8 protein-coding genes are annotated in these 14,740 nt (G+C 31.7%); 2 read left to right on the top strand and 6 right to left on the bottom strand.

The genetic code is table 11. The annotated features are described in order from the left end of the window. Positions 1-71 precede the first annotated feature (71 nt). Positions 72-1,667 carry a tetratricopeptide repeat protein gene (locus GGR97_RS11410; protein WP_167898646.1) on the bottom strand — a complete coding sequence of 532 codons (1,596 nt, stop codon included), beginning with the start codon at positions 1,665-1,667 and terminating at the stop codon, positions 72-74. Between the two features lie 422 nt (positions 1,668-2,089). Here GGR97_RS11410 and GGR97_RS11415 point away from each other — a divergent pair, with 422 nt between their 5' ends. After that, the gene (locus GGR97_RS11415; RefSeq protein ID WP_167898647.1) at positions 2,090-3,271 is read left to right on the top strand and encodes a LamG domain-containing protein; all 1,182 of its coding nucleotides are present in this window, start codon (positions 2,090-2,092) and stop codon (positions 3,269-3,271) included. A 276-nt stretch (positions 3,272-3,547) separates the two neighbouring features. After that, entirely contained in the window at positions 3,548-4,687 is a 1,140-nt protein-coding gene (locus GGR97_RS11420) for a LamG domain-containing protein (protein ID WP_167898648.1), read from the top strand. Positions 4,688-4,772: 85 nt separating this feature from the next. On the opposite strand, the gene GGR97_RS11425 is transcribed toward GGR97_RS11420, so the two are convergent. The 5 genes from GGR97_RS11425 to GGR97_RS11445 all read right to left on the bottom strand — a co-directional run bounded on the left by GGR97_RS11425 (position 4,773) and on the right by GGR97_RS11445 (position 14,364). Further along, positions 4,773-5,975 carry a carbohydrate binding domain-containing protein gene (locus GGR97_RS11425; RefSeq protein WP_167898649.1) on the bottom strand — a complete coding sequence of 401 codons (1,203 nt, stop codon included), beginning with the start codon at positions 5,973-5,975 and terminating at the stop codon, positions 4,773-4,775. Positions 5,976-6,059: 84 nt separating this feature from the next. Next, a complete protein-coding gene (locus GGR97_RS11430) occupies positions 6,060-7,679 on the bottom strand; it encodes a hypothetical protein (RefSeq protein WP_167898650.1) in 1,620 nt (539 codons plus the stop codon). Positions 7,680-7,712: 33 nt separating this feature from the next. Further along, positions 7,713-9,431, bottom strand: coding sequence for a RagB/SusD family nutrient uptake outer membrane protein (locus tag GGR97_RS11435; protein WP_167898651.1), 1,719 nt, complete (start codon positions 9,429-9,431; stop codon positions 7,713-7,715). 22 nt (positions 9,432-9,453) lie between these two features. After that, positions 9,454-12,537, bottom strand: coding sequence for a SusC/RagA family TonB-linked outer membrane protein (locus tag GGR97_RS11440; RefSeq protein ID WP_167898652.1), 3,084 nt, complete (start codon positions 12,535-12,537; stop codon positions 9,454-9,456). Between the two features lie 207 nt (positions 12,538-12,744). Then, positions 12,745-14,364, bottom strand: a complete 1,620-nt coding sequence (locus GGR97_RS11445; RefSeq protein WP_167898653.1) for a hypothetical protein — start codon at positions 14,362-14,364, stop codon at positions 12,745-12,747. Positions 14,365-14,740 lie beyond the last annotated feature (376 nt).

A 14,740-nucleotide genomic window follows, 5' to 3' on the forward strand; every position in this document is an offset into this window, starting at 1 on the left:
TAAAGTACCATATAAAAAAAGTCCAAGAAAATTATTTCTTGGACTTTTTAGTTTTAAAGTAACTTGTATGATTAGATATTATTTATAAAATCACTTAAACTGTCATTGCGTTCTAGTCCTAGCTTTTTTCTTAATCTATATCTAGAAGTGTGTACACTTTCTACAGAAATACCTAATAGTGATGACATTTCTTTACTAGAAAAGTTTAATTTAATAAGAGCACATATTTTTTGATCGGTTTGTCCAAGTTTAGGGAATTTCTCTTTTAAATTAATGTAAAAACTTTGATTGATACTGGTAAACCTAGCTTCAAATTCTTTCCAGTTACTCCCAGGGTTTCCTTGAATAGTGTTTACCATTCTATTAATAATCTTTACATCTACATTGTCTTTTTGTTTAGATAGCTTGTTTTTTAAATTTTTAAGAAACTCTTCTTTTTCTATTAATTGAAGAGCAGAAGCGGTTAGCTCTTTATTTTTTAATTCTAAAATCTCATTCTTTCTTTTTAGTTCAAGTTGTTGTTTTTCTTCAATTATTTTTTTCTCGTTTTTATGTTTAATTCTTAAGTTTCTTATAAAAATTAGGATAAATAAGAATAGAAAAGAAACACAAACAATTAATAAAATATATTTTAAAAACCATATATAATCTTCTTGTTCTAAAAGTTTAAGTTTTCTAATGGTTTCTAACTTTTCTTGTTGTTCTATGGCAATTCTGTGTGTGTCTTTTAGGTTAAAAAGTTCTTGATTGTTAATACTCTTACTTCCAAAAATTTTATCGTTTAATTCTTTTGAGAGCTTTAAATAAACAAAGGCTTTTTGATAGTTGTTTTCTTTTTGATAAATTTCTACCAAGGCATCATAGGCCATTATTTTATAGTTTGCATGACTGCTAATTTCATTCGCTTGCTGTAATGATTTTATGTAATATAATTTGGCATTTGGAATATCTCCCTTTTCTTTATACGTGTTTCCTATTAAATAGTTAATAATAACTAAATAAGAAGGATCGTTTTTTTCAAAATAATGTTTAGTCTCATTAAATATTTTTAAGGCTTCCTCATAATTTTTTTCAAGCGAATGTTTATAGGCAATCTCTGCTTCTAAATAATAGGTTTTATCTACTTTTCTAGCAATTTGCATACAACTGTCTAAGTAAGTAGAAAACATTATGTGTTGTTCTCTAACTCTATAAAAATTGGCAATTGCAAAATAGTCAGAAAATATATAATTAGTAGAAACGTGTTTTTTTTTAACTAGCTCTTTACTAATTGCTAATGATTTGTTAAAGTTTTTTAGAGATTCTTTGTCTCTATTGTAAAAACTATACAACCAACCCAAACCATGATAGGTACGACCTATAAGTATTTTAGATTTCTTTTTTTCGGCTAGTAAAAGTGCTTTCCAGTAGTCATCGTAAGACTTGCTGTAGTTCATGTTGTGACTATGTGTTTTGGCCTTAGAAATTAAAGAGTGAATTGCTTTTAAGGTGTCTCCTTTTTTTAAACATAGTTTATATGATTGTTCAAAAAGGTCTAAAGCAATTGTTGGGTTTTTAAATTTAAGTTCATCAGCTTTTAGGTACAAACTGTCTTTTTTATTCTGTGAAAAAAGAGCAGAGTTTATCAATAAGCAAGTACATAAAATAAAATAAAGATAGTTTTTCATTAATTGTTGTGTGTAGTGTTTGCAAATTACAAACAAATTTTAGATTCATGAATTATTTATAAAAATGATGCTGCCACATGATCAAAATAGAATTTGTAAAGTATCGTGTTTGTTGAGTTTTAAGATGTTTTTTGTTGTACTAAGTTTATTTTTTGAAAATATGAATAAGATCTACCTTGGGCAAAAAATGAATTGAAAAGGAAAAAGTATTTCGATTGTAATTTTTAATTAAATAAATATAAAAATCGATGCAAAAGCATGGTTTTTTTTGTTATGTGTGAATTTGTGTAGGAGTAGATGGCTTGTTTTATGTGTTTAGATTGTGTTCTACACTACTTGTCTAGAGTAAGTCTAGCAGTAAGTTTATTTTTAAATGTGTTAGATACTTAAGTTTACAGTAAACATTAATTATAAACAATAATATGAGATTAATTAGATTAGTTTTAACCTTAGCAGTATACTTTACGCTATTAAGTTGTAGTACAGATACAAAAGAAATGGTGGTAAGTCCTAATCCTGTAGACTCCGAACAAGATGATACAAAAGAACCCGAAGAAGAGGAAGATGATGAGCCTGACGATGAAAAAGAACTTTATGAACCTGCAGAAGGAAAACCTAGTGCAGCTTTGTCTAGTTGTAGCCTAGAAAATAATATTTTATTTGATGCTCCAGTAAATAATAATGTTCAAGAAGTAAACCTAAGTGAGTTTGACATGGGAGATTGGCAATTGGTAGATGAGTTGTCTGATGAGTTTGATTATGCAGCTGGTAAAACAGCTTCTGTATTTTTATCTAAATGGAAGTTTGGTTTTATTAATAATTATACAGGACCAGCTCCAACGGAGTGGTCTGGAGATCAAATTACCTTTGAAACTTTAGAGGGAGCTAACAGAGCAATTGTATTAACACCATCTGAGGTAGGAACAGGAGCTAATAGAACTTTAAAATGTGGAATGATTAGTTCTAAAGCAAAGAGTAGCTATCCTATTTTTCAAGAAGCTAAAGTTAAAATTAGCAATTCACAATTAGCCAATGCTGTTTGGATGTTGAGTGGAGAACCTGGTACCACAGAAGAAATAGACAATCTAGAGGCTTATGGACCAAGATTAAGACCAGACAATACTTTGTGTGACTATCCTTATTACGCAGATCGTATACATTTAAGTCACCATACTTTTAAAAGTGTAGGAGGAGAAAGAATGGATTATCAGCCAAAAATTCAGACATGGATGTCTAGAAAAAAAACGGAAGGAGACTGTAGTAGAGATAATGAAGTGGTTTGGAGTCAAGACTATCATTACTTTGGTGTAAAATGGGTAAATGAGCAAAGGTTAGAGTATTTTGTTGATGGTAAAAGAGTAAAAGTAGTTACAGGATTACGTGTAGCGGATGGAATAGACCCAGAATCTTATACTGCTTGTAATGGTTTAACAAGAGAAATGCATATGATTATAAGTCAAGCAGCACAAGCTTGGAGGTATGGAGGTGCTACTAATTTTTGGAATAGTTCTGATATTAAAACAGGGCCTAACACCAAAATGTACGTAGATTGGATAAGAGTCTATTCGCCAACAGGTAACGTAAATTCTAGAAGTTGTGATTAATTTTCTTCTAGCTTAAGGTTGTTTAAAAAAGTCTTCTTTACATAAAGAAGACTTTTTTGGTTTTATATAATTACGATGATTGTTTTTTTTAAGAGTTTTTTTTGCGATATAATTACATTTTAACGCTATTGTTTGAATATGTGTAGATTTTATGTTTTTAAAAAAAAGACTTATTGTGATTTGGCTAATATGTCTATGTGTAATCTATACAGTATTTTATTTTTTTTATGGGTTAGAGACTATGTTTATTACTTATTAATTTTAAAAATATAAATTATGAGTTTTATGAGATTAACCTGTATGCTAGTTTGTTTATTATTGTTTAGTTGTGGAGAAGAAGCCCAAGAAAATATTTCTAATTCCAACGAAGTGTCGGATGTTTCTTTAGAAGGTTTTGAAAACTTACCTGCTAAAGAGGGAGTTCCCGTTGCTACTTTGTCTAGCTGTAGCCCTGTTGATAATATTTTATTTGATGCACCTGTTAACAATACAATTCAAGCAGTTAACCGTAGTGCTTTTGGAATGGGAAACTGGAAGTTGATAGATGATTTATCTGATGAGTTTGATTATCCTGGTGGTAAATCTGCTCCAGTATTTTCATCTAAATGGAAATATGGCTTTGTAAACAATTATACAGGACCTTTACCTACTGTGTGGACAGGAGATCAAATTACGTTTGAAACCATAAGTGGTTCTAACCGTGCCGTAGTTTTAACAGCGGCAGATACCGGTTCTGGGGCTAACAGAAGATTAAAATGTGGTATGATTACCTCTAATGCTAAAAGTAGTTATCCTATTTTTCAAGAAGCTAGAGTTAAAATCAGCAACTCGCAATTGGCAAATGCTATTTGGATGCTTAGTGGAGATGCAGGTACTACCGAAGAAATAGACAATTTAGAAACCTATGGGCCTAGAATAAGACCTAATAACACACAATGTGACTATCCATATTATGCGGATCGTATACATTTAAGTCATCATACTTTTAAGACAGAAAATGGAGTTAGGTTAGATTACCAACCACATGTAGAAACATGGATGTCTAGAAAAAAATCAAATGGAGATTGTAGTAGAGATAATGATGTAGTTTGGAGTGAAGATTACCATTATTTTGGAGTAAAATGGGTGAACAACCAACGTTTGGATTATTTTATTGATGGAAAAAGAGTGAAGACCGTAAGTGGTTTAAGAGTAGAGGACGGTATAGACCCTGATAATTATACGAGCTGTGGAAATGGATTGACAAGAGAAATGCATATGATTATTAGTCAAGCAGCGCAGTCTTGGAGGTATGGTAGTACAGCTAATTTCTGGAATAGTTCTGATATTAAATCTGGTTCTAATACTAAAATGTATGTAGATTGGATTAGAGTATATTCACCATCTGGGAATGTAAATGTAAGAAGCTGTAATTAATAGGAAAACTTTTTAAAGTTAAAAAGTCCTAAATAACAATACTGTTATTTAGGACTTTATTTTGTACTTAAAATAAGTTTAAAGTTTAGTTATTAAACAAAACCTTAGTTGTAAATCTTTTTCCGTTTGCATTTAAAATAGTTACTAAGTAAATTTTAGAGGTTTCAAAATTAAAATTTAAACGGTTTCCTGTTTTTACTTTTTGTTGAATAATGGTTTTTCCCAAAACATCAAAAATAAATACCTCAGCATCTGATTTTTGTATGTGTACACCTTCTTTTGTGATAGAAATTTTCTCTAATAAAAGGTTGTTGTTAGATAATGTTATGTTTTTAGAAAGAGTTACATCATCAATATAAAAAACAGCATTTTCTGTTTCACTCGTTAATCTTACATAAGCAGCATCATTGGTCGTAGCTGTTACAATAGGACTTGTTATTTTTGTCCAAGTATCTCCTACAGTTGTGTAAATATCATCTCCTTTATTTTCGATTCCATTTAAAAATAAAGAAGCTTTAACATTTACAGTTTCTCCTGTACTCGCTCTTACATATACGGATCCTTGGTAGTTTTTGCCTGTTTCTGCTAAGTGTTGATATCCAACTTTGGCATTAAAAGTAGATTTTCCTCCAGAAGAAAACACATTGGTCAATTGTACGGAATAAGATCCACTGTTGGCAAAATCACCATTTAAAATAAAAGGGTTGATTTGGTTTTTTGTATACGGATTGTTTAAACCTAACGCTTGTGTTTGATGAAAAAAGTTGGTTTCAAAATTTCCGTTAACGGTTAGTGGGTTGGCAGTAATAGTAAGTTCATCAAAAGACAAAGTTTTGTTGGCACCACCTGGTAATGTAAAATTGATAGTCCATAAAGAAGGATCTGCTTGTGCTCCAGAAGAAAATACGTTAGAGGATATTAATTGCCATGTTCCTTGTGTAGCTGCTAAGTTTATTTGTGCACTTGTATACACATCGGATCCGTTGTTTGCCACTGTCATTTTTACTTTTTGATTGGCAACAGTAGCTTTTACCCATAAGCTTACAATACAGTTCACATTATTAGCTATGGTAAAAGTATCACTCGTTAATAAATTGCTTGCATTAGAACCAGCATCAGCCGTAAAAGACAGTGCATTATTGGTTTGCCCGCTTGCATCTACATTTGTACTAGCATTAGCGGCTGTCCAATTGGTAGTGGTTTCAAAAGAACTGTTGGTAACAGCAATGTTTGTTTGCGAAAATAGGCATGTTGGTAATAACAATGCCATAAGTAATTTTAATTTCATTTTTAAAATATTTAAAAGTTAATGACTGATTTTAAAAAAAAAGAATCCTCTCAAAAGAATACTTATGAGAGGATTAGGGATGGATTAGGGTCTAGGATTTACTGCCTTAATAGTAATGTTATCTAGGTATATTGATAATGGTTTAACAGGACCTTCGATGTTATTACGAACTCTCATAATTAATTTAGCAGAAGTACTGTTAAAACTAGCAGTAACACTTCCGTACACCCAAGTATCTTTAGGTGTGCTGTTGTTTAAAATTAATGAAGGGAAACCAGGGTCTAGAGCACCAGTACCATCATTGGTAAATGTTCTAATGTTTACTTGACTAGGACCAAAATTGTGAGATGCTGGTACGTACGCCCACAAACCAATTTCGTAAGTCTGACCGCTTACAATAGGATATTCAATATCTACTCCAGAAGTTGTTGTGTTTAATAATGCTGCTACTCCTCCTTGAAGTACGTTTAATTTTAAAGAAGTGTTTCCTGTTTTAGCTTGTTCTGTAGAATATTCATAACTACTGTTTTCTGCAATACAAGGACCACAAAAAGTTGTATTAGATCTCCAGTTCTCTATACCCGTACCCGATTTTTCAAAATCAAAATCGTAGTTTGTACCCACTAAAATATTATCTCCTCCACTAATAGCTTGTTGATTGGTGAAACTTTCTAGTAAGACTCCATCTGTGGTGGCAAAAGAACCTTTGGTATAACTAATGGTAGCAATATCATCATCGTAAACAGTTTCTCCGTTTAAAGTAAGATCTACTAAAGTAGCATCATCAGATTGCACTTCTACATTTTGGATACTTGCAGGAATAGTAACGTTGCTTTTGTTTTTTAGAGTGATAGAAAAATCATTAGTGTTTACAGAAGAAGCTTCCATTTCTCTACTAAAAGCTAAAGTAATTTTACCGTTAACAATAGAAGTGCTTTCTAAGGTTACTGGTTCTGTAGATCCAACAATAGTAATTAAGTTGGTAAATGATAGAGTACCATTACCCACAGGGTTTAATCTTGATGCGTTTAAAGAGATACCGTAGTTTTTTACCTTGCTGTATTTTACATCAATAGAAGCCTTGTTGTTTTCTAGGTCTATAATTTCACTTCCTTCAACTGCATTTGCATCTCCAGACTCTGCCGTTATAGTTTCGGGTTGCCCAACTACATCAAAAGAATAACGTACCGTTTTACCTGCACTTACTTCGTTTAAAGCATCATTTTCAAGAGTTAGCAGTGTTTCTTTGTTTCCGTCACTGTCTAGTATAGCGGCTTCTAAATTAGAAAGTTGAATTTGTTCCAATACTTCAAAAGTAAAAGTTTCTTCAAATTCCTTTTTTCCAGAATTAACTTCGTCTTCTACTCCTACGTAAGCATTTTCTTTAAATATTTGGTTTAGAACAATGTCTTGGTTTCCAGCTTTTAAAAAACGAATATTTAAGACACTTGCTGTAGATTCAGTGTCGTTTTCAGCATCAATAATATCTGCAACTCCTTCTTCAATAGTCCATTTTCTAGAAGCAATTCCAGTAGAAATATCTCCTAAAGAAACTTTAGCTCCAACCTCTGTTCGGTTTCCATTGTTTTCAGAAGAGTTTAGAGTTAGTTTATGACTAGGGATAGAAATAATATGATCTTCCTTACAGGCAAAAAAGACTAGCGTAAGGCTGCATAAAAGCCATTTTATATATTTTATTTTCATGATTGTTATGATTTATGAATTGGTGATTTTAGACTATAGAGAACTGTTGTTTTGTAATTCTTTGTTAGGAATTGGCCAATAATCTTTGTTAGAGTTATAGTTGTTTACAGCATCTTGATAATGTCTTAGTGGCATGGTTCTAAAAAAGAATGGAGCAACGTTATTTGCTAAAGGATATTTAGTCACTAGTTTTGCTTCTTGATCGTTTGCATTTTCCAAAGCATCTGCCACAATTCCCCAACGAACTAAATCTTTCCATCTGTGACCTTCGTAACATAATTCTAAAGGTCTTTCTACATATTGTAAATGTGTTAAAATTGCTTTGGCATCAACATTTACTAATGGAAATTCGGTCAAATCATTTGCATCTAGACTAGTGTGTAGTTCTGGAATTTGATTTCCGTTTTCTGTTCTATAGGTAGCTAAAGTTTTAACACCAGCTCTTGTTCTTACCAAGTCAATCAATTCAATAGCTCTGTCTACGTTTCCATTGTTGGTTCCTCCTTCTAATAAAGCTTCTGCATACATTAATAAAACATCTGCATAACGTATATGTCTAAAGTTGATTCCTGATCTAGACAATTCTGGTTCTTTATTTAAATGATACCAGTTAGAGTGTTTTTTTACATAAGCGCTAGCTCCGTATGCGTTGTAGCTAGGTCCAGGCAAGTCTAATAAAGTAGCTTGGTAATAGTCTCCTTCATAATTACTAGGAGCAATACTTGCAGATAATCTGTTAGAATGTCCATCAGTTCCGTCTGCTTTTTCATCATTTACCATTAATTCGTGTAAATAATACGAAGGAAAAATTTGGTTGAATCCTCCGTTTCCTTGTTTTCCAATAGGACCAGATAAAGCGGTAGCTTCTGCTCCAGAACTAAATTGATTGTCATCTACATTGTTTCCACCAATACCAGCACTTAAATCAAAAGAGTAGTTGGTTTCTAAAATAGATTCTTCGTTAAATTCATTAAAATGAGTAAAGTTATCCATAGGGTCTGCTACTAAACTGTATACTCCAGAGTCTACAACTTTGGCAAATTCTGTAGCTGCCAAACTCCATTCTTTGTTGTATAAGTATACTTTACCTAATAAACTAGAAGCAGCTCCTGAGGTTATTCTACCAACATCGGTTCCTGTCCAAGAAGCACGAATATTTTCTTGTGCATATTTTAAATCTGGAATAATTACGGTATTGGTAATTTCTTCTAGCGTAGACATTTCTTTTAACGCATCTGCATCACTAGTAATGGTTTCTGTATGTAAAATTCCCTGACCATAAGTATTAACTAATTGAAAGTAAAAGAACGCTCTTAAAAATCTTGCTTGTCCTTCTATTTCACTTTTATTATAGGTGTTGAATAAATTTTCATCTGCAGTTGCAATGTTCTGAATAACTTGATTGGCTCTATTGATTCCAATATACAATTCATTCCATTTGTTGGTTACAGATAAATCGGTATCGTTAAAACTCAAGTTTAAAAACTGAGGTGTAAATGGAGCAAAAGTGGTTGTAAAGGATAAATCTCCCTGAGCCATTTCTGAAACTATCTGTCTACCACTAATGCTAGAAAATTGCAAAGCACCGTAGATTGTAGTTAGTCCTGAATTAAAATCGTTTTCTGTTTGCCAAAAAAGAGCAGCATCATATGCGTTGGGTGTTAACTCTTCTAGGAAAGTATCTTCATCACAACCTACCAAACCTATAAGAATGGCTAGAAGTGTGTATATTTTATAGTTTAAAATCTTCATAATTATTTCTTCTTTTTAAGGTTTAAAAATTAGCTTGAATACCCAATAAGAATTGTCTTGTAATAGGGTAGTTTCCTTTGTCAACACCTCTTGTTAACAAACCATCTCCACCAATTTCAGGATCGTACCCAGAGTATTTGGTAAATGTAAATGGGTTTACAGAGCTTATGTAGAGTCTAGCTTTTTTAATGTTTAATTTTTCTAAGTTTGGAATGGTGTAACCTAGGGTTAAGTTTCTGATTCGTAAATAGGTTCCGTCCTCTAAGAAATAGTCTGATCTAGATCTTACGTTTTCACTAGTAAGACTTCTTTCTGTAGGTATATTAGAGTTTGGATTTTGAGGTGTCCACATAGAGTACAAATCTTGGTGTCTACGGACTCTGTAAGCAAATAACTTTGCTCCATTGTAAATTTCTGCTCCTGATGAAAAATAGGTTTGAGCATTAAAATCAAAGTTTTTGTAATTCAACCCAATGTTTAATCCAGATTCAAAATCTGCTTGACCAGATCCACTATACACTAAATCATTATCGTCAATTTTAGAATCTCCATTTTGATCTTTGTACATTAAATCTCCTAACTGAGCTCCGCTATCAATTTGTTGATAAGCATCTAATTGTTCTTGAGTTTTTATAACTCCTTGGTTTTGTAATAAGAAAAACGCTCCAGCTTCATGACCAACAGCATAGTAAGTGGTGTTGTCAGCATTTTGGTTTCCTTCTGTAAAAGGAACTCCACCACCATAACCTCTTTCAAGGCCATCTAAGTTGGTTACTTCGTTTACGTTTTTAGTTAAGGTGTAAGAAATAGTGTATTTTAAATCTTTGATTTGATTTCTGTAATTTAAAGCAAATTCTATCCCTTTATTGGTCATGTTTCCTGCATTTACGGCAACTACTCCGTATTGATTTACGGCATCTGTTTGTGATGTTCCTGCAGAACCAGGTAGTTCTTTTAACAATAACATGTCGTTTTTGTTATTCTCGTAATAATCAAAGTTCATACTCAACTTATTTTTAAATAAGGCTAAGTCAATACCAATGTTTTTAGAAATGGTGGTTTCCCATTTTAAATTTTCGTTGGTAATTCTTCTTTGAATGTTTCCTATTGCTAAACTTTCTGAGGTTGCAAATGGGTAATTGATACCAGATTCTACAATAGAACTTGTAGCGTAATCTCTTGTACTTTGGTTTCCAACTTCTGCATAACTAGCTCTTAGTTTTAGGTTAGAAATTTCACTTATATTCTTTAAAAAGTTTTCTTCATGTAGGTTCCAACCAGCAGACAATCCAAAGAAAGTACCGTGTTTGTTATCTCCTTGAAATCTAGAAGAACCATCACGTCTAATACTACCAGAGAACAAGTATTTATCATCATAGTTGTATTGACCTCTAAATAATTTTCCGCTAAGTGTTCTGTTAATGTCTGTTCCTGTAGGTTTTATAGCTTCTGCACCACCACTTAAGACTTGCACATTGTTGTTGGGAACATTTTTATCAAAAATAACACCTGTACTAGAGGTTTTACTTTTAAATTTTTCATAAGAAAGCACGGCTAACAACCCTACTTTGTGCTTTTTATTAGCACCAAAAGAAGTATTGTAGTTTAAAATGTTTTCTATAGATTGTCTTTTAGAAATAACATGATCTTCAATTAATCTAGCGTTTAGAACAGAACTAGCATTTAAATCACCTTGTGAGTTAAAAGATAAAAATCTAGGGAAAAATCTTTTTTGTAAAGAATTAAAATTATTGTAACCTAAGTTTACTTTGTAGGTTAGTCCTTCTAATATTTCGTACTGTAAGTTTAGGGCGATGTTGTTTTTGTGAGTTTCTGTTTCGTTAGTGTTTCCAAACAAAGCAGCAAATACACTTACAATTCCATCACCATCACCATCAATAACACTTATGTCGCTAGGGTCAGAAAGAGGTCTTCCGTAAGGCATTTGTTTGATAGATTGTTCGTAAATATTAAATGGTTCACGATCTCTGTTTTCATTAGTATAACCCAAAGAGGTAAACATTTTAAATTTTCCTTTATTGTATTGTGCTGTTAGTCTATTGGCTAATCTATTAAATCCAGATCCTTTAAGAACTCCGTCCTGATTAAAATAAGTGGTGTTGTAGTTTAATTTAACAGCTTTAGTTCCTCCAGATATATTTAGAGAGTAGTTCTCTATAATTGAGTTGTTGTTTTGAATAGATTCAATATAGTTTGTATTAAAATCTAAAGCTTCTGGGTTTAGGCTAAAAGGATCAAAAGAAGTGTTGTTTAAAGCATTTCTTTGTTGAATCTGATACATTTGTTGATCAGTATTCATTAACGGTGTTCCAGAAGTAATATTTTGAATACCTACGTAGCTAGTAAAATTCACTCTAGTTTTTCCTGCTTCTCCTTTTTTTGTGGTAATTAAAATTACACCGTTAGAGGCTCTTGTTCCGTAAATAGCAGCAGATGCTCCATCTTTAAGAATGTCTATAGACTCTATTTGGTTGGGAGCGATGTTAGGATTGTCTTCATAAGGAATTCCATCAACTACATACAAAGGTCCTAAAGCACCTGCAGTTAAAGATCCTACACCTCTAATTTGAATGTTGGCAGGTTCACCTGGGCTACCATTTTGAGCCTGAATATTTACCCCAGCTACTTTTCCTTGAATGGCTGTTCCTAAATCTGAAGTAGCCGTTTGGATAAGTTCCTCTGAAGTAACATTAGCTACTGCTCCAGTAATTTCCTTTTTCTTTTGTTTACCGTATCCTATTAATTGTACGGCATCTAAGGATTGTACATCTCTTTCTAATTGAATTTTAATTATGTTAGAGTTGTTATTAGATAATACCACTTCTTTGGTTAAGTAACCTAAATAGGTAATAACAATAGTTTTGTTAGGTGTTGTTGTAAGTTCAAAGTTTCCATCAAAATCCGAGAGTGTAGTTTGTTGGGTTCCTTTAATAGTAATTTGAGCACCTAAGAGAGGTCCTTCATTGTCTTTAATTTGACCTTGGTAGTTTTTTTGTTGGGCATTTGCATTGATTACATTTAAAAGCAAAATAATAAAAGCTAGTAAATGTTTTTTCTTGCTGCCTAAGCATAGGTTAGTTTTCATACGAATCTAAAAGTTTTAATTGTTTTACAAATTTCATTGAAAACAAAGGCTTTAAGATTATGGTTAGGATAGACATATCCTGTACAGTGGTTTTTTTGATGGTAGACTAATACTGAGAATGTGCTATTTCTCTCAATATCTGTCTAGGTGATGTTTTTTTAATGGTATTGTGTTTTATTTGTGAAATAATAGTATTTAGGGTGTTTTTTATATGGAATTGATAAAATCTGACAAGCTTTGCTCTTTTTCTAGATTTAGTTTTTTCCTAAGCCTATATCTAGAGGTATGGACACTTTCTACAGATATTCCTAACAAAGAAGCCATCTCTTTACTGGTAAAGTTTAGTTTAATTAGTGCACAAATTTTTAAATCGGTCTGGCTAAGGTTTGGGAATTGTTCTCTAAGTTTTTGGTAAAAGTTCTGATTAATCAATGTGAAACGGGTTTCAAACTCTTTCCAGTTACTGTTTGGGTTCCCTTGTATGGTGTTTATCATTTTACTAACCGTTTTGGTGTTGATGCTCTCGTCTTGTTTGTTTAATTTTTGTTGAAGATTTTTTAAGAACTCTTCTTTTTCTATTAGTTGAAGCGCAGAGGTGGTTAGTTCTTTATTTTTTATTTCTAAAATTTCATTCTTTTTTTCAAGTTCAAGTTTTTGCTTTTCTTCTATAATTTTCTTTTCGTTCTGGTGTTTTCTTTTTGTGTAAAAAATAAAGAAGAAGACAAATATAAGGACTGATACTGTTAGGGTTGTTGTGGTAACTACTTTTAAAAACGAAATGTATTTTTCTTGTTTTAACAGTTCAATTTTTCTATTGCTTTCTAGTTTTTGTTGTTCTTCTTTAGTGGTTCTAAACGTGTCTTTTAACAACAGTAATTCTTGGTTGCTTTCTGTTTTACTACCAAAAATTTTTTCATTCATTTCTTTAGATTCTTTTAGGTAAACAAAAGCTTTTTTGTAGTCGTTTTTAATTTTATAGACTTCAACCAAATCATCACAACTCATAATTTTGTAGTCTGAATGACAATGGTATTGATTGGATATTTTTAACGAGTTTGTGTAAGCTTTTATACTCTTGTTGTAGTCTCCTTTGGCTTTGTATACTTTTCCTAGTATGTGTTCTATAACTACTAAATAGGTAATGCTTTCTTCCTTAAAAAAATCTTTAGCGGTTTGTAGTTTGTCAATAGCTTTGTCGTATTTTTTTTCAAGCATTAACTTGTAGGCTAGCTCTGCTTCTAAATAATAGTTTTTGTGTAGTCCTTGAATGTTGTTTTTAATTTTTACACAACTATCAAGATGTTTTAAATACATTTCATAGTTGTTGTTTACTCTATAAAAATTTGCCAATCCAAAATGATCACTAAAAATGTAAATAGAGGGAACCAAGTTCTTTTTGTAAAGGTCTCTACTTATCTCTAAAGAAGCATTAAAATGTTTTAAAGCTTCTTCTTTACGGTTAAAAAATCCATAAAGCCAGCCAAGTTCCTGATAAACTCTTCCTTTGTGTATCTTTTTTTGATGCTTATCTGCTAACAACAAAGCTTTCCACAAATGATCATAGGCTTTACTATAATTTACATTGTGACTGTATATAGTACCAATTTCTATAAGTCCTTTTATGGCTCTAAGAGTGTCTTTGTTTTTTAAAGCACTTTGGTAGTACTGTGTGTATACTTGTACAGATTTTTTGGGATTGATAAACTTGATTTCTTTTGCTTGTTGATAAAGTGTGTCTATCTCTTTTTCCTCTTGACTATAGGTTGGTATATTAAAGAGTAGGCTTAAGGTAAATGTTAAAAAAAAAACGAAATTGAATTTTTGCATTTTAGTGTTTTTAATAATGAAGGGACTCTAATGTAATAATTTTATTGTCTAGTAATTTACACGTTCTCTTTTTTGTTTTTGGATGTCTAGACAATTTTACTGTTTAATGTAAAAAATCTTCTTTTTTAGTGGGTTGATGTATTTTTGTCCATTGTTTGTCTAGGTGCTTTTAGTTAATTATTTTTAAATGATTAACTAAAAGTATCTATTATTCAGAATAATTATTCTTATGGAGAAATGAAGTTTTGTTAAACGTATGGTTGTTTCATGCTATGTCTTTAAAGGATCATACCTAAAAGTTGTGTTTTAGGCAAAAATATTAGTCAATCTAAAGAGGAAGAATTCAACGTTTTTAACACCTCTGAACTGAGCTCTA

It is taken from the genome of Wenyingzhuangia aestuarii, assembly GCF_011927765.1.
GTDB classification, from domain to species: domain Bacteria; phylum Bacteroidota; class Bacteroidia; order Flavobacteriales; family Flavobacteriaceae; genus Wenyingzhuangia; species Wenyingzhuangia aestuarii.